Origin of the sequence: Flaviramulus basaltis, assembly GCF_900114265.1 — a bacterium.
GTDB classification, from domain to species: Bacteria; Bacteroidota; Bacteroidia; order Flavobacteriales; family Flavobacteriaceae; genus Flaviramulus; species Flaviramulus basaltis.
In genome coordinates, this window is the sequence record NZ_FPKV01000001.1 from 1,218,251 (window position 1) to 1,242,287 (window position 24,037).

The 24,037-nt window shown below is 31.1% G+C and carries 20 protein-coding genes; 19 read left to right on the top strand and 1 reads right to left on the bottom strand.

Going from position 1 to position 24,037, the window contains the following annotated elements; genetic code table 11:
• The 6 genes from sov to BT151_RS05535 all read left to right on the top strand — a co-directional run bounded on the left by sov (position 1) and on the right by BT151_RS05535 (position 11,998).
• Complete coding sequence (gene sov, locus BT151_RS05510; protein WP_072400738.1) at positions 1–7,266, top strand: T9SS outer membrane translocon Sov/SprA; 7,266 nt, start codon at positions 1–3, stop codon at positions 7,264–7,266.
• 68 nt (positions 7,267–7,334) lie between these two features.
• Complete coding sequence (gene gcvH / locus BT151_RS05515; protein ID WP_072400739.1) at positions 7,335–7,715, top strand: glycine cleavage system protein GcvH; 381 nt, start codon at positions 7,335–7,337, stop codon at positions 7,713–7,715.
• A 64-nt stretch (positions 7,716–7,779) separates the two neighbouring features.
• Entirely contained in the window at positions 7,780–8,085 is a 306-nt protein-coding gene (locus BT151_RS05520) for a VanZ family protein (RefSeq protein WP_072400740.1), read from the top strand.
• Positions 8,086–8,145: 60 nt separating this feature from the next.
• Positions 8,146–8,865 carry an energy transducer TonB gene (locus BT151_RS05525; RefSeq protein ID WP_072400741.1) on the top strand — a complete coding sequence of 240 codons (720 nt, stop codon included), beginning with the start codon at positions 8,146–8,148 and terminating at the stop codon, positions 8,863–8,865.
• A 115-nt stretch (positions 8,866–8,980) separates the two neighbouring features.
• Positions 8,981–9,775 carry an energy transducer TonB gene (locus BT151_RS05530; RefSeq protein WP_084647866.1) on the top strand — a complete coding sequence of 265 codons (795 nt, stop codon included), beginning with the start codon at positions 8,981–8,983 and terminating at the stop codon, positions 9,773–9,775.
• 123 nt (positions 9,776–9,898) lie between these two features.
• Positions 9,899–11,998, top strand: coding sequence for an energy transducer TonB (locus BT151_RS05535; RefSeq protein ID WP_072400742.1), 2,100 nt, complete (start codon positions 9,899–9,901; stop codon positions 11,996–11,998).
• 4 nt (positions 11,999–12,002) lie between these two features.
• Here the strand turns inward: BT151_RS05535 and BT151_RS05540 are convergent, their stop codons facing one another.
• Positions 12,003–12,869 carry an MBL fold metallo-hydrolase gene (locus tag BT151_RS05540; RefSeq protein WP_072400743.1) on the bottom strand — a complete coding sequence of 289 codons (867 nt, stop codon included), beginning with the start codon at positions 12,867–12,869 and terminating at the stop codon, positions 12,003–12,005.
• Positions 12,870–12,987: 118 nt separating this feature from the next.
• Here BT151_RS05540 and cyoE point away from each other — a divergent pair, with 118 nt between their 5' ends.
• The 13 genes from cyoE to BT151_RS05605 all read left to right on the top strand — a co-directional run bounded on the left by cyoE (position 12,988) and on the right by BT151_RS05605 (position 23,975).
• A complete protein-coding gene (gene cyoE / locus BT151_RS05545) occupies positions 12,988–13,881 on the top strand; it encodes a heme o synthase (protein WP_072400744.1) in 894 nt (297 codons plus the stop codon).
• Positions 13,882–13,883: 2 nt separating this feature from the next.
• Positions 13,884–14,465 (top strand): cytochrome c oxidase subunit 3, encoded by a 582-nt coding sequence (locus BT151_RS05550; protein WP_072400745.1) that lies wholly within the window; start codon positions 13,884–13,886, stop codon positions 14,463–14,465.
• Positions 14,466–14,511: 46 nt separating this feature from the next.
• Entirely contained in the window at positions 14,512–15,492 is a 981-nt protein-coding gene (locus tag BT151_RS05555) for a cytochrome c oxidase subunit 3 (protein WP_072400746.1), read from the top strand.
• A 21-nt stretch (positions 15,493–15,513) separates the two neighbouring features.
• Positions 15,514–15,894, top strand: a complete 381-nt coding sequence (locus BT151_RS05560) for a cytochrome C oxidase subunit IV family protein (protein ID WP_072400747.1) — start codon at positions 15,514–15,516, stop codon at positions 15,892–15,894.
• Positions 15,895–15,991: 97 nt separating this feature from the next.
• Positions 15,992–16,714, top strand: a complete 723-nt coding sequence (locus tag BT151_RS05565) for a hypothetical protein (RefSeq protein ID WP_072400748.1) — start codon at positions 15,992–15,994, stop codon at positions 16,712–16,714.
• A complete protein-coding gene (locus BT151_RS05570) occupies positions 16,701–17,444 on the top strand; it encodes an SCO family protein (RefSeq protein ID WP_072400749.1) in 744 nt (247 codons plus the stop codon). Before BT151_RS05565 ends, BT151_RS05570 begins: the two co-directional genes overlap by 14 nt.
• Positions 17,437–17,973 (top strand): DUF420 domain-containing protein, encoded by a 537-nt coding sequence (locus tag BT151_RS05575; protein WP_072400750.1) that lies wholly within the window; start codon positions 17,437–17,439, stop codon positions 17,971–17,973. The genes BT151_RS05570 and BT151_RS05575 overlap by 8 nt, the downstream gene beginning before the upstream one ends.
• Position 17,974: 1 nt before the next feature.
• A complete protein-coding gene (locus BT151_RS05580) occupies positions 17,975–18,193 on the top strand; it encodes a hypothetical protein (RefSeq protein WP_072400751.1) in 219 nt (72 codons plus the stop codon).
• 90 nt (positions 18,194–18,283) lie between these two features.
• Positions 18,284–18,985, top strand: coding sequence for an ABC transporter ATP-binding protein (locus tag BT151_RS05585; protein WP_072400752.1), 702 nt, complete (start codon positions 18,284–18,286; stop codon positions 18,983–18,985).
• Positions 18,978–20,207: an ABC transporter permease gene (locus tag BT151_RS05590; RefSeq protein WP_072400753.1), complete on the top strand. Its 1,230-nt coding sequence runs from the start codon at positions 18,978–18,980 to the stop codon at positions 20,205–20,207. The genes BT151_RS05585 and BT151_RS05590 overlap by 8 nt, the downstream gene beginning before the upstream one ends.
• A gap of 2 nt (positions 20,208–20,209) precedes the next feature.
• On the top strand, positions 20,210–21,454 hold the full coding sequence (locus tag BT151_RS05595; protein ID WP_072400754.1) for an ABC transporter permease: 1,245 nt from the start codon (positions 20,210–20,212) through the stop codon (positions 21,452–21,454).
• A 12-nt stretch (positions 21,455–21,466) separates the two neighbouring features.
• The gene (locus tag BT151_RS05600) at positions 21,467–22,591 is read left to right on the top strand and encodes an efflux RND transporter periplasmic adaptor subunit (protein ID WP_072400755.1); all 1,125 of its coding nucleotides are present in this window, start codon (positions 21,467–21,469) and stop codon (positions 22,589–22,591) included.
• A gap of 16 nt (positions 22,592–22,607) precedes the next feature.
• Positions 22,608–23,975 (top strand): TolC family protein, encoded by a 1,368-nt coding sequence (locus BT151_RS05605; RefSeq protein ID WP_072401008.1) that lies wholly within the window; start codon positions 22,608–22,610, stop codon positions 23,973–23,975.
• The last annotated feature ends 62 nt before the right edge of the window (positions 23,976–24,037 follow it).

A 24,037-nucleotide genomic window follows, 5' to 3' on the forward strand; every position in this document is an offset into this window, starting at 1 on the left:
TTGAATAGAACTAAACTAACTTTTTATAAGCCACTTAAACAGTATACTTTTTTTGTTTTTGTGCTATTTTGTTCAGTTGTTGGCTGGTCTCAGGAACCCGTTCAAGATTCTGTTCAAACAGGTTTTAGTTTAGGTAAAATAAAATTACCAAATCCCAATAGTGTAGAGTCTAAATATACTTATGATCCAGAAACAAATAGATATATTTACACTGAAAAAATAGGAAGTTTCAATATAAATTATCCAGTTATATTAACGCCTAGAGAGTATTATGATTTAGTTGCTAAAGAGAATCTTAGAAGTTATTACAAAGAAAAAATTGATGCTTTTGATGGCAAAAAAGAGGGTGCAGATGATGCGCAAAAAAATCTATTACCAGAGTTTTATGTGAAATCAGATTTTTTTGAAACTATTTTTGGTAGTAATACAATTGAAGTAACGCCTACTGGTTCTGTTGAAATGGATTTAGGAGTGTTATTTTCAAAACAAGATAACCCATCATTTTCACCAAGAAATAGAAGTAATTTTACCTTTGATTTTGATCAACGTATCAGTTTAAGTTTGTTGGGTAAAGTTGGAACTAGATTACAAGTAACGGCAAATTACGACACACAATCTACATTCGATTTTCAACAACTTATAAAATTAGAATACACACCAACCGAGGATGATATTATTCAGAAAATAGAAGTAGGTAATGTTAGCATGCCATTAAACAGTTCTCTAATAACAGGAGCACAAAGTTTATTTGGTGTAAAAACACAATTACAGTTTGGTAAAACTAGTGTAACCGCTGTGTTTTCGGAACAAAAATCCCAATCTAATACGGTTGTTGCTCAAGGTGGAGGAACCTTAGAAGAATTTGAATTGTTTATTAGAGATTATGATGAAAACAGGCACTTCTTTTTAGCACAATATTTTAGAGATACTTATGATACCTCATTACAGAATTACCCTTTAACAAATAATCGTGGATTGCAAATAACCCGATTAGAAGTTTGGATGACTAACAGAAGTAACCGAACAGAAAATGTTAGAAATATTATAGCGCTTCAAGATTTAGGTGAAAGTGGTAAAGTGGGTTCTGCGGTTAATGTTTTTGCTGCTCCAGGAGCTTTTCCAAATAATGCAAATAATGCATTCGATCCAACCAATATTAATGCATCAGCACCTAATTCTCAATTAAATCAAAATATTAGAGATATTTCTACTGCTCAGTCTGGTATAGAAGTCGCAAATACCAGAGAAGGTTTTGATTATGCAAAACTTGAAAACGCAAGAAAATTAACCAATGGGCAAGAGTATACTTTAAATACCGATTTAGGTTACATTTCTTTAAACCAACGTTTAAATAATGATGAGGTTTTAGCAGTTGCATTTCAATATACTTTAGGAGGAAAAGTGTATCAAGTAGGTGAATTTGCAAATGATGGAATTGATGCAACTAATGTAACCACCAATGCTGATGGTGATGTAACAAATGTGGTAAATTCCAATTTAGTTTTAAAAATGTTAAAAAGTAGCATCACCAATGTAAACCAACCAGTTTGGGATTTGATGATGAAAAACATCTATGATACAGGGGCTTATAATTTAAGTCAAGATGATTTTAAATTAAATATTTTTTATAACGAAGCATCACCTTTAAACTACATAACACCCGTTGGCACAACTCCATTTCCAGCACCAGCAACAAATGAAGATCCTTTAGAAGAGACGCCGTTATTACGAGTTTTTAACTTAGATAAACTAAACTTTAATAATGATCCACAATCAAAAGGAGATGGGTTTTTCGATTTTGTTCCAGGAATTACGGTAATACCTCAAAACGGAAAAATAGTTTTTACAAGTGCAGAACCTTTTGGAGAATATCTCTTTAATAAGTTATCCCTAAATGTAAGCGAAGATTATAACGACACTAGTTCGTATAATGAAAACCAAGCCAAGTATGTTTACGATGTGCTTTACAGTAGTACAAAAACAGCAGCTTTAGAAGAGATTGAAAAAAATAAATTCAAACTAAAGGGACGTTATAAATCTACAGGTGGTGATGGTATTCCTATTGGGTCTTTTAACGTGCCAAGAGGTTCGGTTAGAGTTACTGCTGGTGGTCGTGTTTTAGTAGAAGGAATTGATTATACGGTTAATTATAATTTAGGTCGTGTTCAAATTTTAGACGAAGCGTTAAAAGCATCAAACACTCCAATAGAAGTTTCTACCGAAAATAATGCTGTTTTTGGGCAACAAACAAGACGTTTTACAGGCTTAAATGTAGAGCATAAATTTAATGAAAACTTTGTTTTAGGTGGAACGCTTTTAAATTTAAATGAACGTCCAATTACTCAAAAAGCTAACTATGGTACAGAGCCAATTAACAATACTATTTTTGGGCTAAACGGAAATTACTCAACCAAAGTCCCATTTTTAACACGATTAGCCAATAAGTTACCAAATATAGATACCGATGTAGAATCAAATTTATCACTCAGAGGAGAATTTGCATATTTAGCACCAGGAGCTCCAAAAGGCACAAATCTTAACGGAGAAGCCACATCGTATGTTGATGATTTTGAAGGATCACAAAATGGTATCGATTTAAAATCGCAACAATCTTGGTATTTATCTAGTAGACCTGCAGATTTAGATGGAGATGGAGAAACAGATCCAGAATATGTTAATGGTATTGAAAGTGGTTATGATAGAGCGTTGCTGAATTGGTATAGTATTGATCCTATTTTTTATAGTAGCCAGCGTCCTAGTGGTATTTCAGATGATGATGTTTCTGGCTTGTATACAAGTCGTGTATTTATAAATGAACTTTTCCCAGATAGAGATTTAGTTCAAGGACAAAATTCGGTATTATTCACACTAGATTTAGCATATTATCCAACAGAAAGAGGGCCTTATAATTTTGAGCCTAATGCTGCCGGTGGTACAATTAGTAATCCTCAAAATGCTTGGGCAGGAATTACACGTCAATTAACATCTACAGATTTTGAACAACAAAATGTTGAGTATATTGAGTTTTGGTTACAAGATCCATTTCAAGAAAATCCATCAAACCCTGGAGGAAAGTTAGTATTCAATTTAGGTAATATATCAGAAGATATCATTAAAGATGGTAAAAAATTATATGAAAATGGATTGCCAAAAGATGGAGATGTAAGTTTACTTCAGCCTACAACTTGGGGAACTGTGGTGCCACAAAATCAGTCCTTAATTTATGCTTTTGATACAACAGGGCAAGAACGAACCAATCAAGATGTTGGTTATGATGGTTATAACGATGTTGAGGAACGTACTATATCTGATGCTTTTAGCGCTTTAGAAGATCCATCAAACGATAATTACGCATACTTTTTAAATGCAGAAGGAAATGTTTTTGATCGTTATAAAAAATATAATGGAGCAGATGGAAACACACCAGACACGTTTTCAGACACCAATAGAGGTGCTAATACACAACCCGATGTAGAAGATATTAATCGTGATAATACCATGAACACGATTGATAGTTATTATGAGTATGAATTAGATATTACAAGACAAAACTTGCCAATATCTCAAGCGGATTTTGAGAATCTACCCAATAGTAACCCTTTAAAAGAGTATTTAAGAGATTTTAAAGATAGACCACGTATACTACCAAACGGAGAAAGTGTTAATGTAAGATGGTATCAATTTAGAATTCCTGTTCAAGGAAGCTTAGCAACACCAGTTGGAGGAATTACAGATTTAAGATCTATTCGTTTTACAAGATTATATCTTAAAGAATTTACACAACCTACAGTATTTCGTTTTGGTACTTTAGACTTAGTTAGAAGTGATTGGAGACGTTACTCACAAACTTTAGAGTTTGATAAAGATGATCCGGCTGATGATGATACCGATTTTTCAGTTGGTGTTATTGGTACATTAGAAAATGAAGGAAGTTATGATAGACCTCCAGGAATTGAGCCAGAGGAATTATTTAATAATAATACTGTAGTTCGTCAAAATGAACAATCGTTAGTTGTAAAGGTTTGTAATTTAGAGTCTGAAGATTCTAGAGCAGTTTACAAAAACATAAATGTAGATATGCGACAGTATAAACGTATAAGAATGTTTATGCATGCTGAAGATGGCGAATCTGGAATAGGAAATTTAAATGATGATGACTTAGTAGGTTTTATTCGAATGGGTAACGATCTTACTGAAAATTATTATCAAATAGAAATACCATTACTAATTTCACAATCAACAACAAGAGATGGATTGTGGCCAACAGAAAATGAAATTAACTTACCTATTGATATTTTAGGAAAAGTTAAAGCACAAGGTATTTCAGATATGACCTTGAGTAATGTAAATCCAACGTTTTATGATGTTATTAATGGCGATATTGTACTGGCTACAGACCCATTTAGTGGTTATGCTATTGGCCAGCATCGTGTAGGAATTAAGGGAAATCCTAATTTTGGAGATATTAGAACCCTTATGGTTGGTGTTAAAAATAGATCTAACGGTGAAGTTTGTGCAGAACTTTGGTTTAACGAATTACGTTTATCAGATTTAGATAACGAAGGTGGTTGGGCAGCCGTTGTAAGTATGGATACTAATATTGCAGACTTTGCAAATATTAGCGCAACAGGAAGACAAAGTACTTCTGGTTTTGGTTCGTTAGAGCAAGGTCCTAGTCAGCGTAGTTTGGAAGATGTACAACAATATGATGTTGTTACTAATATAAATATTGGGCAGTTATTACCAAAAAAATGGGGTATTCAAGTGCCATTTAATTATGGACAGAGTGAGGAGTTGATTACACCAAAATATGATCAGTTTTATAAAGATTTAACTTTAGACTCTAGACTTGAGGCTGCTAATGATAATGCTGAAAGAGAGAGAATAAAAGAGCAATCGGAAGATTACACAAAACGACAAAGTATCAATTTTATAGGGGTTAGAAAAACCAGAACAACCGATGCTAAACCACGTTTTTATGATGTTGAAAATGTCACTTTTAACTATTCGTATAACAAAGTTGAGCATAGAGATTTTGAAATTGAAAACTCAGTTAATAAAACCCTTCGAGTTGGTGCTAATTATGCACATAATTTTAATCCAGTAACTGTTGAGCCATTCAAGAAAAACGATTCCTTATTCACGGGTAAGTATTGGAAGTTTTTAAAAGATTTTAATTTTAACTTACTACCTACAAGTTTTACAGTTAATACAGATATTAACAGGCAATTCAACAGGCAAAAATTTAGAGAAGTAGATTTAACAGGTTCAAATATTGGTATTGAGGAATTATTCAGAAGAAATTACACTTTCGATTTTCAATATGGTGTAAACTATAATCTAACAAAATCATTACAATTCAATTTTACAGCAGCAAACAATAATATTGTTAGAAATTATTATAAGGATAATGATTTAATAAGAGGAGAACAAGATGATGAGCTTGATGTTTGGGATGGTTTACTTGATATTGGAGATCCAAATAGACAAAGTCAAAATTTGGGTGTCACCTATCAATTGCCAATAAACAAAATACCAACATTTAGTTTTATAGATGCCACTTATCAATATACTGGAAGCTTTTTATGGCAAAAAGGTTCAGATTTATATGGCGATTTAGATCTTACTTATACAGATCCTAACGACCCTAATAATCAACTTACAGGAAACTTCGATTTAGGAAATACTATTCAAAATTCAAACGTTCATAATATTAGTACCACTTTAGATATGAACCGTTTGTACAAATATATTGGATTAGTGAAAAAACCTATTAGAACGGTTAGAAGAAGAACAACTCCGGGAGGAGGACCTCCAGGACCAGATCAAAATAAATCACCAACACCAAAAGCAAAAAATCAATCGGTTACAAAAATATTAAATGCAGGAGTTGATATTTTAACAAGTATTAAGAGAATTCAGTTTAATTATTCAGAAAATAATGGAACATTTTTGCCAGGTTATACACAAACTCCAGGTTTTATAGGCACTTTAAAACCAACTACAGGTTTTACTTTTGGTAGCCAAAGTGATGTTAGATATTTAGCAGCAAGAAGAGGTTGGTTAACATTATTTCCAGAATTTAATCAGCAGTTTACAACTACTAATACAAAACAATTGGATGTTTCTGCTAGCTTAGAGCCTATTCAAGATTTGAAAATTGATTTAGTTGGAAATAGAGCTTATTATGAAAATTATACTGAGAATTTTAGAGTAAATGATATAGGTGGGAACTATGAGTACGAATCCTTAACACCTAATACATTTGGAAACTTTAATATCTCAACCATTTTAATTAAAACAGCATTTAGTAAAAGTGATGAAAATATAAGTGATGCTTTCAATGATTTTAGAGCTAACCGATTAAAAATAGCTGATAGATTAGCTGAGGATTTTTATGGTACACCTTCTTTTGATAGAGATGCAGAAGGTTACCCACTAGGTTTTGGTAAAAATAACCAAAAGGTTTTATTGCCAGCATTTTTAGCTGCTTATTCAGGACAAGATGCTAGCAAAATTAAAACCAGTGCTTTTAGAGATGTGCCTATTCCAAACTGGGATTTAAAGTATACAGGTTTTATGAAATTCAATTGGTTTAAAAAGCGTTTCAAACGTTTTTCATTAACCCATGGCTACCGTTCTACATATACAATCAATCAGTTTAGCACTAACTTAAATTTGGAGGATGGTAATAGGCCAGTACAAGGAATGCCTTATACAAGTCAGCCACAGGGAGCACTAGACCAATCAGGAAATTATAAAAACGAGCGTTTATTTAGTAATATCAACTTAACAGAAATGTTTAGTCCTTTAGTTCGATTAGATTTTGAAATGAAAAATTCAGTTAAAATTCTAGCTGAAATTAAAAAGGATAGATTGCTATCATTGAGTTTTGACAATAATTTAATGACCGAAGTTCAAGGAAACGAATATATTATTGGTTTAGGTTACAGAATTAAAGATTTACGCATTCGTTCTAATTTGGCAGGCCCACAAAAACGTATTGTTAGTGATTTAAATATGAAGGCAGATATATCTGTAAGAGATAATAAAACTATTATTAGATATTTAGATTTAGAAAATAATCAAATTACATCAGGTCAAACCATTTGGGGTTTAAAATATTCGGCAGATTATGCGTTTAGCAAAAACTTAACTGGGATTTTCTATTTTGATTATACGTTTTCAGAATATGCTATTTCAACAGCATTTCCACAAACAACAATTCGTTCAGGATTTACCATCAGATATAATTTTGGGAATTAACAAATAAGGGTTTGAATTTAAACTTTGAATAAATACATTTGTTGAATAAACGAACTTAAATTAAAAACATGAATATTCCATCAGATTTAAAATATACTAAAGACCACGAATGGGTTAAAATAGAAGGCGATGTAGCAACTATTGGTATTACAGATTTTGCACAAGGTGAGTTAGGTGATATTGTTTACGTAGAGGTTGAAACTCTAGATGAAACTTTAGACGCAGAAGAAATTTTTGGAACTGTTGAAGCTGTGAAAACTGTATCAGATTTATTTTTACCATTATCTGGTGAGATTATTGAGTTTAATGAAGCTTTAGAAGATGAACCAGAAAAGGTAAATTCTGATCCTTATGGAGATGGTTGGATGATAAAAGTTAAGTGTTCTGATATGTCTCAAACAGAAGCACTAATGTCTGCCGATGATTACAAAGCATTAATTGGTGCTTAAAAAATTAGCGCTAATACTAACAATAATATATTCAATAGCATTAGCTACAGTTAGCTTAATTAGAATGGATGATCTTCCTGATATAGGGGTTTCTTTTGGAGACAAAATATTTCATTTTTCAGCTTATTGTTTACTAACCTATTTGTGGTTTAGTGCGTTTTTATATTCTTTTAAATTTAAAAAAAAACAGGCTATTTTTTTAGCATTTATAGTATCAGTAATATTTGGTATAATTATTGAAGTATTACAAGATACCATGACAGTTTCAAGAACCTTAGATGTTTGTGATATTACAGCTAATACCCTTGGAGCATTATTGGCATCGACAGCACTGTGGTTTAAAAAGGGTTTACACGTTAAAAACTATTAAACACTTGCTTTTTTGATAAATAAATAGTTATTTTAGCAATCTTGATAAATGATTTAAATTATGGAACCTAAAAAAAATCCTAAAGCAAATGTTGGACGTAACAGTTCACTTTATTTCGCAATTGGTCTAGCTTTAATGTTATTTTTAACAAATTATGCTATCAATTACAAAACGTATGATAAGTCTAACATAGATATAGGGCAGTTAAACCTTGATGAGTTAGATGATGAAGAAATTCCAATCACAGAACAATTACAAACACCACCACCACCACCACCACCACCTGCAGCGCCAGAAGTGATAGAGATTGTTGAGGATGAGGTTGAAATTGAAGAAACAGTTATTGAATCTACAGAGGTAGATCAAGAAACTGAAATTGTAGAGGTTGAAGAAGTAGAAGTAGAAGAAGTAGAAGAGGATATTGACGTGCCTTTCTCAGTAATTGAAAACGTACCAGTATTTCCAGGATGTGAGAGTGGTAATAATACTCAAAAAAGAGATTGTATGTCTCAAAAAATATCACAATTTGTAAATAGAAAATTTAATACAGACTTAGCTAGTGATTTAGGATTATCAGGAAGACAACGTATTAATGTAATTTTCAAAATAGACAAAACAGGTAATATTGTAGGTATACGTGCAAGAGCACCACACCCAGGTTTAGAAAAAGAAGCAGCTCGTGTTATTGGGTTGTTACCAAAAATGAAACCAGGAAAACAACGTGGTAAACCAGTAAACGTTCCATATTCGTTACCTATTATTTTCCAAGTTCAAGATTAACATAAAGAGAAATTTCTTTATATATAAAATCCCGTTACAATTTTGTAACGGGATTTCTTTTTTGGTATACTTATTGTGACTTTACCATAATATTAACATTTAAACTATAAATATTATGAGTAATCTTAAGAAAACTCACGAAACCATTCGGCAAAATGGAGAAACCGTGAAAAAATCACAAAAGCATGAAGCAAATTTACAAAAAAACTCCACCCTTTATTTTCAAATAGGGTTAATTGTTTGTTTACTGGCAGCCTATGGTTTGCTTGAAATGAAATTTGAAACGACTATTCCTAAGCTTGTTGAAGTTATTCCGTCAGATGGTCCTATTGAAATTTCAATTGAAAACTTCAAGGTTTATGAAGAACCTTTGCCAAAGTCTGAACCTGAAATTCAAAAAAAGACTGTTTTGATTGATAAGATAAAAGAAGTAGACAATGATTATGAAATTAAAAAAGCATTAGAAATTATTACAAGTGACCAAAACACATCACCAGATGCTCCAATAGATCCAAGTCAAGTTAGTGTAATTGATATGCCAGATGATGAAACAAATGTCCCTTATAATTTTATACAAAATGTTCCAATTTACCCAGGTTGTGAAAAAGCAAAAGGTAATGATGAAAGAAAAAAATGTATGTCTGAAAAAATAACAAAGCTAATTCAACGCAAATTTAATAGTGATATCGCTTCAGATTATGGTTTGTCAGGAAGACAAAAAATTGATGTACAGTTCACAATTGATAAAACAGGTCATGTAAACAATATTAAAACTAGAGCACCACATCCTAAATTACAAGACGAAGCTGTTCGTGTTATTAATATGCTGCCAGAAATGACACCTGGCAAACAAAACGATAAAAATGTAGGTGTTATTTACACGCTACCAATAGTATTTCAAGTGCAGTAAAAAGTAAAAATTATAATTTCAGGCTTTCAAAACCGTTATCAATTTAGTGATAGCGGTTTTTTAATGTTGCATTATTAAAAATATAGTATCTTTCACTTTTAAATTAATTCTCAATCATAAAAAATGAAGCAATTCATTGTACTACTCCTACTTTTAGTTCAATATAATAGTTACTCTCAAAATGCTTTTTTACCAGAAAAACCACCTGTGTTTCCAAATTGCGAGAACATAGAAATAGATTCTTTACAGAATTGTTTTGATAAGAATGTTTACAGACTCATTTATGAGAGCTTTAAAGTGCCAGAGCAAGTTGTTAAAGAAAATTATAAAGGTGAAGTTGTGGTGCTCTTTGAAGTTGATACTATTGGAGAATTTAAAGTTATTTATACAGATGCTGTTTACAAGGAATTAAAAGAAGAGGCTAAAAGAGTTTTTTCGGCCTTTCCAAAAATAAAACCAGCAACCTATAATGGTAGAAAAACTTTTAAACAATATTCTTTACCAATTAAAATTCCTTTGGTAAATCAAAATGTGGTTACACAAGATGTAGAAAAATTAAAAGAAATATCTAAACTAGAAGATGCTGCAAAAAAAGAGTTTGATAATGTGAATTCTAGTCTAAAAGCTTTTGAAGATAAAGCATATAGTAGTCAATTAAATATTCAATTTACACATAGTGATTATTCTAGGTTTGATAGAAGTATGAATCTTGTTGGAACAAATAGTCATACAGCATCAAAACCTTTTGTTTATGAGGAAGTTTCAAAATATTACGATTTTAAAGCCGAAAAAGAAAAACTAAAAAAAGAAACCGATGCTTGGGCTGGTAGAAAACTCTGGAATGAACATTTAGTTCAATTACAAACTGAAGATTATTGGTTTACTATAGATCCTATTTTCGATTTAGAAGTTGGTAAAGATTCTGAAGCCAATTTTAGTTCTACTTATAACAATACCAGAGGGTTTTTGGTTCAAGGTGGACTCGGGAAAAAGTTTAATTTTTATGCTTCTGTTTTTGAAAGTCAAGGGCGTTTTGCACAATATGTAAATGAGTATGCTGAAAGTTTAAGGGGTTTTGGTCCAGATCCCGCTATAATTCCAGGGCGTGGTATTGCGAAACGTTTTAAAACAGATTCTTACGACTATCCAGTGGCAGAGGCTTATTTATCGTATGCACCAGCAAAGTTTATTAATATTCAATTTGGGCATGGTAAAAATTTTATTGGTGATGGATATCGTTCTTTATTACTTAGTGATGTAGCAAGTCCACACCCATTTTTAAAGTTAAATACAAAATTCTGGAAAATAAAATACACCAATACTTGGATGTGGTTAAAAGATGTAAGACCAGAAGTTACAGAAGATGGTGCTTTTTTAACCAAATATATGGCAAACCATTATTTAAGTTGGAATGTTTCTAAACGATTTAATTTAGGGTTATTTGAATCTGTAATTTGGACAAACACAAATGATCGTGGTTTTGATGTGAACTATTTAAACCCTATTATTTTTTATCGCGCTATTGAGTTTGAAACAGGTCAAGCTTCTGGTAATGCTATAATGGGAGCTTCAGCAAAATATAAATGGAATGATAATGTCAATTTATATAGCCAGTTTGTTTTAGATGAATTTTCGCTAAATGATGTAAAAGGTGGAGAAAAAAGTTGGAAGAATAAGTTTGGCTATCAATTAGGAGTTAAATATTATAATGCTTTTAAAGTTGATAACTTATTACTTCAATTTGAATATAACCGAATTCGACCTTATACCTATTCCCACAATACTATAGCAACAAATTATGGGCATAATAACCAATCTATGGCACATTTATGGGGCGCTAATTTTAGTGAAGCTATTTTAATTGGACGCTATCATTATAAACGTTGGTTTGCCGATGCTAAATTAATTTTTGGTACTCGCGGATTGGATATTAATGATGGAACCGATAATTTTAGTTACGGAGGCGATATTTATAGAAATTATAATGACAGACCTTTTGATACGGGTGTGGAAGTTGGTCAAGGTATTAAAACAAAAATATTTAATGGTAATTTACAGGCAGGTTATCTTATAAATCCAGCATCCAATTTGAAGATTTTTACAGATATTACGGTTAGAAATTTTAATCCTGATGCAACAACATCTTCAACGTTTAAGAGTGATACGGTTTGGTTTAATTTTGGAATTAGAACCGATTTGTTTAATTGGTATTTTGATTATTAGAAAATTACTTTTTCAAACTCTTATAAAAAGTTCGTCGTATTTTTTCGCCATTAATAAATCCAGTGCCATAACCTAAATCGTCAAACGTTTTGGTAATGCTTTCATTGTTTGCCACATCATCTTCAGTTTTGCCTTTTTTAATTTCTTCTAAAACATTTGTTTTTAGTGTTTGAAGCATTTTTAAAAAAGAATCATATTCTGCTTTGTTTGATAAGTCTCCATGTCCGGGGATAATTTTAGTATTATCGTCTATAACCATTAAACTAGATTTCACTGCATTAATATAACCATCAACACTTCCTCCAGAATTTAAATCGATATAAGGAAAGCGTCCATTAAAATAAGTATCACCTGTATGTAACACGTTACTATCAGTAAAATATAGCATAATATCACCATCAGTGTGTGCATTTTCAACATGAAAAACAGCAACTTGTTCTCCATTAATTTCTAAGTTCAATTTATCATTAAACGTAATAACGGGTAGTGCTATTTTTGGTCTTTCGCTTTCAAGACGTTTTCTAACATTATCATGTGCAATAATAGTTGAGCCTAATTCCCCGAAATTCTCATTACCACCAGTGTGATCTCCATGATGGTGTGTGTTCATTACAATTTTCACAGGTTTATCACTAAGTTTTTTTATGGTCTCTAAAATTTTAGGTGTTAATGGTGCAAATTGGTTGTCAATAACTAGTACGGTATCATCGCCAGCCGAAACGCCAATATTACCACCGCTTCCAACTAGCATATAAATATGGTCTGAAAGCTTTGTGGTTACAATGGTTACATCATCAAAATTGCGTTGCGCACAACTTGAAAAAGATATTGAAATAAAGAATAGAAAAGTTAAGCATTTGAATACTTTCATGAAATGGAATTTTTTATCATTATTATAAAGATATTAAAAATACACTTACCATTGCTCAAATTGCTTTTATGAAGTATATTTGCACTCGCAATACAAAAGCGATTAAGGTAACAACATATTGAGTAATTCAAAATCTTCATTAACAAGCCCTTCTGTAATTACAGATTTTAAAGAAATCACAAAAATGCGATTAGCATTAAGTGTTGTTTTTTCATCTATTGCAGGTTACTTGCTTGGGGTTGATACGGTTGATTATAAAACCTTAATATTACTAGCGTTTGGTGGTTATTTTATGGTTGGAGCTTCTAACGCTTTTAATCAAATTATTGAAAAGGATTTGGACGCCTTAATGGATCGTACTAAAAACAGGCCTATTCCAGCAGGACGCATGTCGGTAACTACTGCTTTTATTATTGCTTCAATTTTTACACTCGCAGGTATTATTATTTTATACACTATAAACAAGCAAACGGCTATGTTTGGTGCTATTTCTATTTTTTTATACACCTGTGTTTATACACCATTAAAAACTAAAACACCTTTATCTGTTTTTGTAGGAGCTATTCCGGGAGCTATTCCATTCATGTTAGGTTGGGTTGCTGCTACAGATGATTTTGGAATTGAGCCAGGAACCTTATTTGCATTACAGTTTTTTTGGCAGTTTCCTCATTTTTGGGCAATTGGGTGGTTTTTATTTGAAGATTATAAGAAAGGTGGGTTTTTTATGCTACCAACAGGAAAGCAAGATAAAGGAACCGCTGTACAAACTATTATGTACACCATTTGGACAATAATAGTTTCAATTATTCCAGTATTTGGATTTACTGGACGATTAGAATTATCGATAGTAGCTGCAGTTATAGTATTTGTAATAGGTTTGTGGATGCTGTATTTTGCTATAAGATTATTTAAAAAAATGACCGAAAAGGCTGCAAAACAATTAATGCTGGTAAGTGTATCGTACATTACTTTAGTTCAAATTGTTTATGTAATAGATAAATTTATAAGATAACCATGGATTTAACTCAAGGTACTCAAGAAGAAAAAAATAATAGAGCGAAAAAAATGATGCTATGGTTTGGTATTATTTCTCTTGTCATGTCGTTTGCAGGATGGACAAGTGCTTTTGTGGTAAGTAGTTCTAGACCAGATTGGTTAAAAGATTTTGTGTTGCCAAATGCTTTTATAATTAGTACCGTGGTAATTGTATTAAGCAGCATATCTTTTCTTTTGGCTAAAAATACTTTAAAAAAAGGGAATAACTCAATGACTACAGTATGGTTATTTGTTACCCTTATTTTAGGTGTTGTTTTCATTTATAATCAATTTTCAGGCTTTCAACAAATCATAGATTTAGGCTACAATTTTACAGGACCAACCAGTAATGTAACCATGTCTTACATTTATTTAATAGCAGTTGTGCATATTTTGCACGTTATTGTTGGATTAATTTGTTTGTTAGTAGTAATTTATAATCATTTTAAACAAAAGTATAATGCAACTAAAATGCTTGGTTTTGAACTAGCAGCAACTTTTTGGCACTTTATAGATATACTTTGGGTGTATCTCTTTTTGTTTTTATATTTCATTAGATAAATAAATTGATTATTTTTGTGCAACTTTTAAATAACAACCATTATATATGAGTACTACAGTTGTAAATACTGGAACAGAAGGTAAAGCATGGGGAGGCGGTAACCAACCACTTAATGCAAGTTATGGCAAAATGATGATGTGGTTTTTCATCGTATCAGATGCTTTAACATTTTCAGGTTTTTTAGCAGCCTACGGGTTTTCAAGATTCAAATTTATTGATGCATGGCCAATTGCCGATGAGGTATTTACCCACGTGCCATTTTTACATGGGCAAGAGTTGCCTATGATTTACGTAGCTTTTATGACATTTGTTCTTATTATGTCATCAGTTACAATGGTACTAGCAGTTGATGCAGGTCATCATTTAAACAAAAGTAAAGTAACCATTTACATGTTTTTAACCATTATTGGTGGTTTAATATTTGTTGGTTCTCAAGCTTGGGAATGGGCAACATTTATAAAAGGCGATTATGGTGCTATTCAAACAAAGGGAGGTAATATTTTACAATTTGTTGATACAGATGGACGCCGTGTAGCATTAAGAGATTTTGTGGTTGCAGGAGAGCATGAGCGTGTACAGCAAGAACAAAAAAACGGAATATGGTTTGTTAGTGAAGGAACTTTACCAACATATACAGTAGAAGAAGTTATACATGGTCTAGAAGCTCATGATAATATATTAATTAGAACTCAAACGCTTACTGAACATGGGCACAAAACAGTTCTATCTAGAGAAGAATCATTAAAACAAATAAAACTAAACGGTAAGGCAGTAGTAGAGGGAGCAAATTTACATGTTAATGAATATGGTTCGCCATTGTTTGCAGACTTCTTTTTCTTCATAACAGGATTTCACGGATTTCACGTATTTTCAGGAGTCGTAATAAATATCATTATTTTCTTTAATGTTATTTTAGGAACTTATGAAAGAAGAAAAAACTACGAAATGGTTGAAAAAGTTGGTTTATACTGGCACTTTGTAGATTTAGTTTGGGTATTTGTATTTACATTCTTTTATCTGGTTTAATTTTTATAATTGTATTAAAAAATGGCACACGCACATAAATTAGAAATATTTAGAGGTTTAGTTAAGTTCAAATCCAATACTCAAAAAATTTGGGGTGTTTTAATTTTCTTAACAATTGTTACAACTATAGAGGTCGTATTAGGTATTTATAAGCCAGAACCTTTAATGGCTCATTTTTTAGGAATGAAAATATTAAACTGGATTTTCATTATACTAACTTTAGTAAAAGCCTATTATATTACATGGGATTTTATGCACATGAGAGATGAGGTAAAAGCATTGAGACGTATGGTGGTATGGACAGCAGTTTTTTTAATTATATATTTAATCTTTATATTATTACAAGAAGGTGGTTATATTTTTGAAGTATATGATAAAGGTTTTATTAAAAGAGATTTTTAACAAATTCCATAGTTAAAATATAGATATTAAGGCGGTTTTTAAACCGCCTTTTTTTATTTTTGTAAAGTAAAAATCACAGAAGAAACACATTAATTAAATGGATAAAAAGAAAGTTAGCAGATATGTTGTTTTAGGAGTTTTATTCTTTCTTCCTGTAATATTTTTATTGTTTTTATATCCTGCAACACATAATTATACTCCGCTAGATATTGTAAATGAAAATGTTTTAGATTTAGATAAATTTTCATCAAACACTCAAGAAAAAATACTTTTAAAAGATCATATTACAGTTTTAGGTTTTTTAGGAACTAATCCTATTGACAAAGTAATTACGGCGTCTAATTTAAAAGAACTAGTGTACGATAAGTTTAAAGGCTTTAAAAAATTTCAAATCGTGATTTTAATGCCAAGAGGAACAGAAGATGCCGTTGATAATCTTAAAGCCGAAATTAACAAGTATGAAGATTTGAGGTTTTGGTATTTTGTTTTTGCTGGATCAAATGATATTCAACAAGTATTTTATAGTTTAAAAAGTAAAACAAAACTTAATTCAGATTTATCATCAAATAATGTATTTTTAGTTGATAAAGATTTAAACCAAAGAGGACGATTAGACGATAGAACAGATAATGAATTAGAAAAAAACAAACCTAATTATGGTTTGTATTCTTATGATTGTATTGAAGTAGCAGAAATTAAAAATAAAATGAGTGATGATTTACGTATTTTATTCACAGAATATCGCCAAAAAAGAAAAGGTGAGTTTAACTCTGATACAAGAAGAGCAAACGATTTAAACAAACAAGATGAAGAAAACTAATTATTCATACATAGGAATTGCTTTTATTATTCTAGTTTTTGGAATCATTTTTATTCCTAAAATTGTTGATAGAATCTCTAATGGAGATATAATAAGAAATGAAAGCAGAAGTGATTATGCCGATGATAATAAACCTACCATTTCAGATTTAGTTTTTATTGAAAATAATGGAGAAAAAAGAAAAGTTCCAAATTTTAGCTTTACAAATCAAGATGGAAAAACTATTACCAATCAAGATTATTTAGGAAAAGTTTATGTTATAGAATTCTTTTTTACAACCTGTCCTACTATATGCCCAAGAATGAATTTAAACTTAGTTCAAATTCAAAATACTTTTAAAGATTTCGAAAATTTTGGTGTAGCGTCTTTCACTATAAATCCAGATCATGATACGCCTGAAGTTCTTAAAGCATATGCTGAAAAATATGGTATTACAAACCCGAACTGGAATTTGTTAACAGGTAATAAAGAGGAAATTTATAGTCTTGCAAACGGTGGTTTTTATATTTATGCAGCCGAAAATAAAGATGTTTTGGGCGGTTTTGAGCATTCAGGTAATTTTGCTTTAATTGATAAAAAAGGGTTTATACGATCCAGAAAAGACGAATTTGGAAACCCAGTTATTTATTATAAAGGTATAATTTCTGAAGCTGAAAAAACAGATGATGATGGCGTTGAAGAAGAAATAAGTACATTAAAAGAAGATATAAAAAAATTGCTTAATGAATAAAAATCAGAAAATTTTAGACGATAAAAAATATAATAAATTAATTGTAATATTATCTATTGCTATACCAATAGCTGTTGCAATTTTATTTGGTGTTAGAATTCCTAATGTAGAACCCTTGTCATTTTTGCCACCAATTTATGCTACCATAAATGGTTTGACCGCTGTTATTCTTGTTATTGCTTTTTTTGCGATTAAAAATAAAAACGTGGTGCTTCATGAGAATTTAATGACAACAGCCATCTGGTGTTCAGTTGTTTTTTTAGTAATGTATGTTGCTTACCATATGACGAGTGACTCTACAAAGTATGGAGGCGAAGGTATTTTAAAGTATATATATTATTTTATTCTTATAAGCCACATATTACTATCTATTATCATTATTCCTTTTGTGCTTATTACTTATGTTAGGGCTATAACTAATAATATTGAAAAACATAAAAAAATAGCAAAAATCACGTTTCCATTATGGCTTTATGTGGCAGTAACAGGAGTCATTGTTTATATTATGATTTCACCTTATTATATTTAAAATGAAGCAAAGAATTGTCTTTTTTCTTTTATCTCTTTTCCTTTTTATAGAAGGTAATGCGCAATGCGCAATGTGTCGTGCCGTTTTAGAAAGCGAAGAAGGGCAATCTGCAGCAAAAGGTATAAATGATGGAATTGTTTACTTAATGACAATACCATACATACTTGTTGCGGGTATTTGTTACTTCATTTATAGAAAATATAGTACGTTAAAAAAGTAATAAAAATTTTTCTACTAATTTTTTGTAACATTTCTTTGCTTCGCTAGTCTAACTAAAAAGACTATTTAGCTCCAAAAATTAATCAAAGTAATGCTTAAAATTAATCAACTTCACAAATCCTATCCCATAGGTGACTCTAGTTTACATGTTTTAAAAGGAATAGATCTTACAGTAGATGAGGGTGAGATGGTTGCTATTATGGGGTCTTCGGGCTCAGGTAAATCAACACTTTTAAATATTATTGGAATGTTAGATGAAGCCGATGAAGGTGAGTATATCTTAGATGGCTTACCAATAAAAAATTTAACCGAAAAAAAAGCTGCAGTTTACAGAAATAAGTTTTTAGGATTTATTTTTCAGTCCTTCAATCTTATCAATTATAAAACAGCACTTGAAAACGTTGCATTGCCTTTATATTATCAAGGAATGAAACGTAAAGAACGTTTAGAGAAGGCATTATTTCATTTAGAAAAAGTTGGTTTAGCAAATTGGTCACATCATCTCCCAAAAGAGCTTTCTGGAGGACAAAAACAACGTGTAGCCATTGCTAGAGCTTTAGCCGCAAATCCCAAATTATTATTGGCAGATGAACCAACAGGAGCTTTAGACACTAAAACTTCTTATGATATTATGGCGTTTATTCAACAATTAAATGATGAAGGAAAAACTATTTTAATGGTAACACACGAAGAAGATATTGCAAATATGTGCAAGCGTATTGTAAGACTTCGAGATGGTGTTATTATGGAAGACAAAAAAGTAGAACAAGTAAGGGCAGAACAATATGTTTGATTTAGATCTTTGGCGAGAAATATTCCAAAGTATTAATAAAAACAGAACTAGAAGTTTACTTTCTGGATTTACTGTGGCATTTGCTATACTTTTATTTGCCATACTTTTTGGGATTGCTAATGGATTAAAAAACACATTTAAAGAAGCATTTGGAACAGATGCAAATAATTCTATTATAGTATATCCTGGCAGAACTACCAAGGCTAACAACGGTTTACAAGCAGGTAGGCAAATTCAGTTTAAAAATGAAGATGAGCAATTTGTGTTAGATGAGTTTGGAGAAAAAGTACAGTACATAACCTCAAAAGTAAATAGAAGCGTAACAGCTTCTTTTAAAGGCGAAAAAAACAATTACGAGCTTAGAGCAGTTCAGCCAGACTACATGTTTATTGAAAACAATAAGGTAAGCGATGGGCGTTATATAAATCAAAATGATTTAGATAATAGAACCAAGGTTGCTATTATTGGTCGCATTGTTAATGATGATTTGTTTTTAAAGGAAAGCGCAATAGGCAAGTATATAAATCTAAGTGGTATCCCTTATAAAGTTGTAGGTGTTTTTACCGATGATGAAGGCGATAACGAGGAAAGAGTTATATACATACCTATTACTACAGCTCAATTTGTATATGGTAATAATGATTATATCGATTTATTGCATTTAACATATAATCCTGACATGAATGTTGATGAAGCTTTATCTTTTGGTTCATTACTTACAAAAAAATTAAAGGATAGATTTTCGGTAGCCAATAGCGATCAGCGAGCGATTAGAGTGCAAAACATGGCACAAGGAATGAAACAAGTAGATATTATGACTTTCAGTTTAACAGTAATAATATTAGTTATTGGTTTAGGCACTCTTATAGCAGGTATAGTTGGAATTAGTAATATTATGATTTTTATAGTAAAGGAGCGTACTAAAGAAATTGGTATACGAAAAGCCTTAGGAGCATCACCAAAATCAATTGTTTCAATCATTTTAATTGAATCTGTACTAATCACAACAATAGCAGGTTATGTTGGTTTATTAGTAGGTGTAGGTGTTTTAGAGATTGCAGGCCCTAGTTTAGAAACTTATTTTATAAAAGATCCAGGAGTAAGTAATAGTCTTGTTTTTGGAGCAACTTTTACTCTAATAATTGCAGGAGCAATAGCAGGTTATTTACCTGCCAAAAAAGCATCACAAATTAAACCCATTGTAGCACTTAGAAACGATTAATTATGTTTAAATTTTTATTCGATAGAGATACTTGGCAAGAAGTTTTTGATAGCTTAAGTAAAAACAAACTAAGGTCAGCACTTACTATGGTTGGGGTTTGGTGGGGGATTTTGTTATTGATTGGGCTTTTAGGATCTGCAAGAGGATTAGAAAACTCATTCAATCGATTATTCGGAGACTTTGCAACAAACAGTGTGTTCTTTATGGGAAGCACTACAAGCATGCCTTTTAAGGGTTTTCAAGAAGGAAGAAGAGTACAGCTAAAAATTCCAGACATAAAAAAGGTAGAAGAAAATGTAGAAGGAATTGAATTTGTAGTGCCAAGAAATATGAACTTAGGCACTGTTAATAGAAACTTACTTTCAGGTACTTTTAATGTTTTTGGAGACTTTCCAACTTTAGATGAAGTTCAAAAAAAGAAATTAATTCATGGCCGTTTTATCAATCAGAATGATATTGATAATAGAAAAAAAGTAGCAGTTATTTCAAAAAATATTTATGAACAACTTTTTGAAAAAGACGAACAAGCCGTAGGGACTCGTATAGAAATAAATAATATTAGTTACATGGTAATTGGTTTATTTGATGTTGGTAATGTGAATTTCGGACCAAGTGAAGATGTACATATACCCTTTACTACATTTCAGCAAGTATATAATCAAGGTGATAAAATTGGTTTTATGATGATTACTGGTAAGCCAGAATATGATATTACACAAATTCAAAAAGACACAGAATTAATACTTAAAAACCTTAATAATGTTCACCCAGAAGATACAAGAGGTTTTAGAAGTTTTAACCTAGGTAAAGAGTTCGGAAAAATTACAGGGTTTTTAACAGGTATGCAATTTTTAACTTGGTTTGTAGGTATTGCTACATTAATTGCAGGAGTATTTGCTATTGGTAATATTTTACTAATTACAGTAAAAGAGCGTACTAAAGAAATTGGTGTACGCCGAGCCTTAGGAGCAACACCTTTTGAAATTAAAAGACAAATAGTTGTTGAAGCTGTGTTTTTAACATTAGTAGCTGGAATATTAGGAATTATAACAGGTGGATGGATATTAATTTTATTAGACCATTTCTTTGGTCAGGGTGATGATGCCGCCATAGTTAATGCATCAGTATCCATTGGTGTTGTATTTATAGCATTAATTATATTAGTTATTTTAGGAAGTTTAATAGGTTTAATTCCAGCGTTTAAAGCAACAAGTATAAAACCAATAGAAGCATTAAGAGAAGAATAAACAATCAAAAAAATGAACAAAACAGTAAAAATTATTTTAGTTTTAGTTGCTATTATAGCATTAGCTTTCGTGTTAAAGTATTTTAAAGATGCTAACTCAAAAGCCATTGAAGATTTTAAAGTAGAAGAGCCTTTCTATACCTCAATAAATACAAAAGCAGTTGCTACAGGGAAATTAAACCCTGAAGAAGAGATTGAATTAAAACCACAAATTTCTGGAATTGTTGACGAAATACTAGTTGAAGAGGGAGATATTGTTAAAAAAGGCGATTTAATTGCAAAAATTAGAGTGGTACCAAACGAGCAAAGTTTAGTAAGTGCAAAAAGTAGAATTTCATCATCTAAATTGTCATACGACAACTCGAAAATTCTTTATGATAGAAACAAATCCCTTTTTGAAAAAGGTGTAATCTCTCAACAAGATTTTGAAAACAGCTCCTTGTCTTTTAATCAAGCGAAAGAATCACTTAACCAAGCCCAAAATGATTACCAAATAATCAAGCAAGGGTCATTATCTGGCGGTAATTCTGCAAACACAAATATTATAGCACAAATATCTGGTACCGTATTAGAAATTCCTGTTCGAGAAGGCGATCAAGTTATAGAAAGCAACAACTTTAATGCAGGTACTACTATAGCAACTGTTGCCGATATGAGTAAAATGATTTTTGAAGGAAAAGTTGATGAAGCAGAAGTTGGTAAATTACAAGAAGGCAAAGAAATTAAAGTATTACTTGGAGCCATTATGGGTAAAGAATTTCCAGCAAAATTAACTTTTATTGCACCAAAAGGAAACGAAGAAAATGGCGCAGTTCAATTTACTGTAAAAGCAGATGTTACTATCGAAGAAAACACAAAAATAAGAGCAGGCTATAGTGCAAATGCTGAAATTGATATAGAAAGTAAAGACAGTGTTTTTGCCATTAAAGAAGCATTGCTTCAATACAATAGAATAACAGAAAAACCTTTTGTTGAAATATTAGAAGACAATAATAAGTACAGAAAAGAGAATGTTGAATTAGGCTTATCTGATGGTATTAATGTTGAAATTCTTGAGGGCGTTAAAAAAGGTGATAAAATTAAGGTTTGGAATAAAGCTTCAAAAGATGATGAAGGTGATGAAAAAAAGAATGACTAATTTGAATGTAAAGTTTATGAAAAATAGTTTAATAATATGTTTGTTGTTGGTTGCTGTATCGTCTTTTGCACAACAAAAGAAATGGACATTACAAGAATGTGTAGACTATGCACTAGAAAATAATATTTCTATTAAACAATCATCTTTAGACATAGAAATTTCAGAAGAAAATATAACAAGTGCAAAGGGTAATTTTTTACCAAATGTAAGTGGTTCAACGTCTGGTAATTTTAATTTTGGATCCTATCTTGGTCAAGATGGAAGTAGAATTTCTAGTAACACATTTGGCTCCAACCTAAGTTTAAATGTTGGTGTTACATTATTTAACGGTTATAGAAATACAAATTTATATAAGCAAGCAAAATTAGGTTTAAAATCTAGCGAATTACAATTCCAAAAACTTAAAGATGATATTTCATTATATGTTGTAAATAGTTATTTAAACGCATTGTTAAGTAAAGAAAATTACAAAATAGCCGAAGATCAAGTAAAGGTTACACAACAGCAAATAAATAACATACAAACCTTAGTTGATGAAGGTGTAAATCCAAAATCAGATTTATATAATGTTCAAGCTCAATTAGCAAGTAATAACGAACAGTTAATTACAGCTCAAAATGGTATTGATTTGGCTTTATTAAATTTAGCACAATTATTACAAATACCTCATTCTGGATTTGATATTGAAGATGTTACATTTAATTTGTCATCAGCTGAATTAGCCTATGAAAATACCGACAAGATATTTAATAAAGCAGTACAAGATAGACCGGAAATAAAAGCAGCTGAAATTAATATAGAAAATTCTGAATTAGATATAGAATTAGCAAAAGCTGCATTTTTCCCAACTGTAAGTTTAGGTGGTGGTTTAGGCACATCATATCAACATACTTTAGGTGAAAAAGATAGACGTACAATTATAGACCCAAATACGGGTATGGTTAGTTCTATTCCAAATGGTTTTGGTAAACAATTTGACGATAATCTGGGTTACAATATTGGTGTTAGTGTGAGCATTCCTATTTTTAATGGAAATAGAACAAGATCTAGTGTAGACAGAGCTATTATAAGTAATAAACGTGTGGCTTTTGGATTGGAGCAAGCTAAACAAGATTTGCTTTCTACCATTGAAAATGCATATCTTGATGCAAGAGCAGCATTAAATCAATATCGTGCTTCAGAAGCATCATTAACAGCGCAAGAAGAAGCTTTTAGAGCTGCTCAAGAAAGTTATAACTATGGAGCAATGACTTCTTTTGAATTTGAACAAGTTCGTAATAGATTGATAAGTGCTCAATCTACATTAGCAAATTCAAAATTTAATTTTGTATTTAAAACAAAGTTATTAGAGTTCTATTATGGGATTCCAATAACCTTAGAATAAAAAATATTTCTTTAATTTGTAATTCCCGCTTTTGTCGGGAATTACTTTTTTAAATAATATAC

What these genes read in the sequence shown, in the direction of transcription:
- BT151_RS05555 (WP_072400746.1), top strand. Translation starts at nt 14,512, where the DNA reads ATGAGTACTACAGTTGTAAATACTGGAACAGAAGGTAAAGCATGGGGA.
- BT151_RS05550 (WP_072400745.1), top strand. Translation starts at nt 13,884, where the DNA reads ATGGATTTAACTCAAGGTACTCAAGAAGAAAAAAATAATAGAGCGAAA.
- BT151_RS05590 (WP_072400753.1), top strand. Translation starts at nt 18,978, where the DNA reads ATGTTTGATTTAGATCTTTGGCGAGAAATATTCCAAAGTATTAATAAA.
- BT151_RS05525 (WP_072400741.1), top strand. Translation starts at nt 8,146, where the DNA reads ATGGAACCTAAAAAAAATCCTAAAGCAAATGTTGGACGTAACAGTTCA.
- BT151_RS05575 (WP_072400750.1), top strand. Translation starts at nt 17,437, where the DNA reads ATGAATAAAAATCAGAAAATTTTAGACGATAAAAAATATAATAAATTA.
- BT151_RS05600 (WP_072400755.1), top strand. Translation starts at nt 21,467, where the DNA reads ATGAACAAAACAGTAAAAATTATTTTAGTTTTAGTTGCTATTATAGCA.
- BT151_RS05520 (WP_072400740.1), top strand. Translation starts at nt 7,780, where the DNA reads ATGGATGATCTTCCTGATATAGGGGTTTCTTTTGGAGACAAAATATTT.
- BT151_RS05570 (WP_072400749.1), top strand. Translation starts at nt 16,701, where the DNA reads ATGAAGAAAACTAATTATTCATACATAGGAATTGCTTTTATTATTCTA.
- BT151_RS05565 (WP_072400748.1), top strand. Translation starts at nt 15,992, where the DNA reads ATGGATAAAAAGAAAGTTAGCAGATATGTTGTTTTAGGAGTTTTATTC.
- BT151_RS05535 (WP_072400742.1), top strand. Translation starts at nt 9,899, where the DNA reads ATGAAGCAATTCATTGTACTACTCCTACTTTTAGTTCAATATAATAGT.
- gcvH (WP_072400739.1), top strand. Translation starts at nt 7,335, where the DNA reads ATGAATATTCCATCAGATTTAAAATATACTAAAGACCACGAATGGGTT.
- BT151_RS05595 (WP_072400754.1), top strand. Translation starts at nt 20,210, where the DNA reads ATGTTTAAATTTTTATTCGATAGAGATACTTGGCAAGAAGTTTTTGAT.
- BT151_RS05560 (WP_072400747.1), top strand. Translation starts at nt 15,514, where the DNA reads ATGGCACACGCACATAAATTAGAAATATTTAGAGGTTTAGTTAAGTTC.
- BT151_RS05585 (WP_072400752.1), top strand. Translation starts at nt 18,284, where the DNA reads ATGCTTAAAATTAATCAACTTCACAAATCCTATCCCATAGGTGACTCT.
- BT151_RS05580 (WP_072400751.1), top strand. Translation starts at nt 17,975, where the DNA reads ATGAAGCAAAGAATTGTCTTTTTTCTTTTATCTCTTTTCCTTTTTATA.
- BT151_RS05540 (WP_072400743.1), bottom strand. Translation starts at nt 12,869, where the DNA reads ATGAAAGTATTCAAATGCTTAACTTTTCTATTCTTTATTTCAATATCT.
- BT151_RS05605 (WP_072401008.1), top strand. Translation starts at nt 22,608, where the DNA reads ATGAAAAATAGTTTAATAATATGTTTGTTGTTGGTTGCTGTATCGTCT.
- BT151_RS05530 (WP_084647866.1), top strand. Translation starts at nt 8,981, where the DNA reads ATGAGTAATCTTAAGAAAACTCACGAAACCATTCGGCAAAATGGAGAA.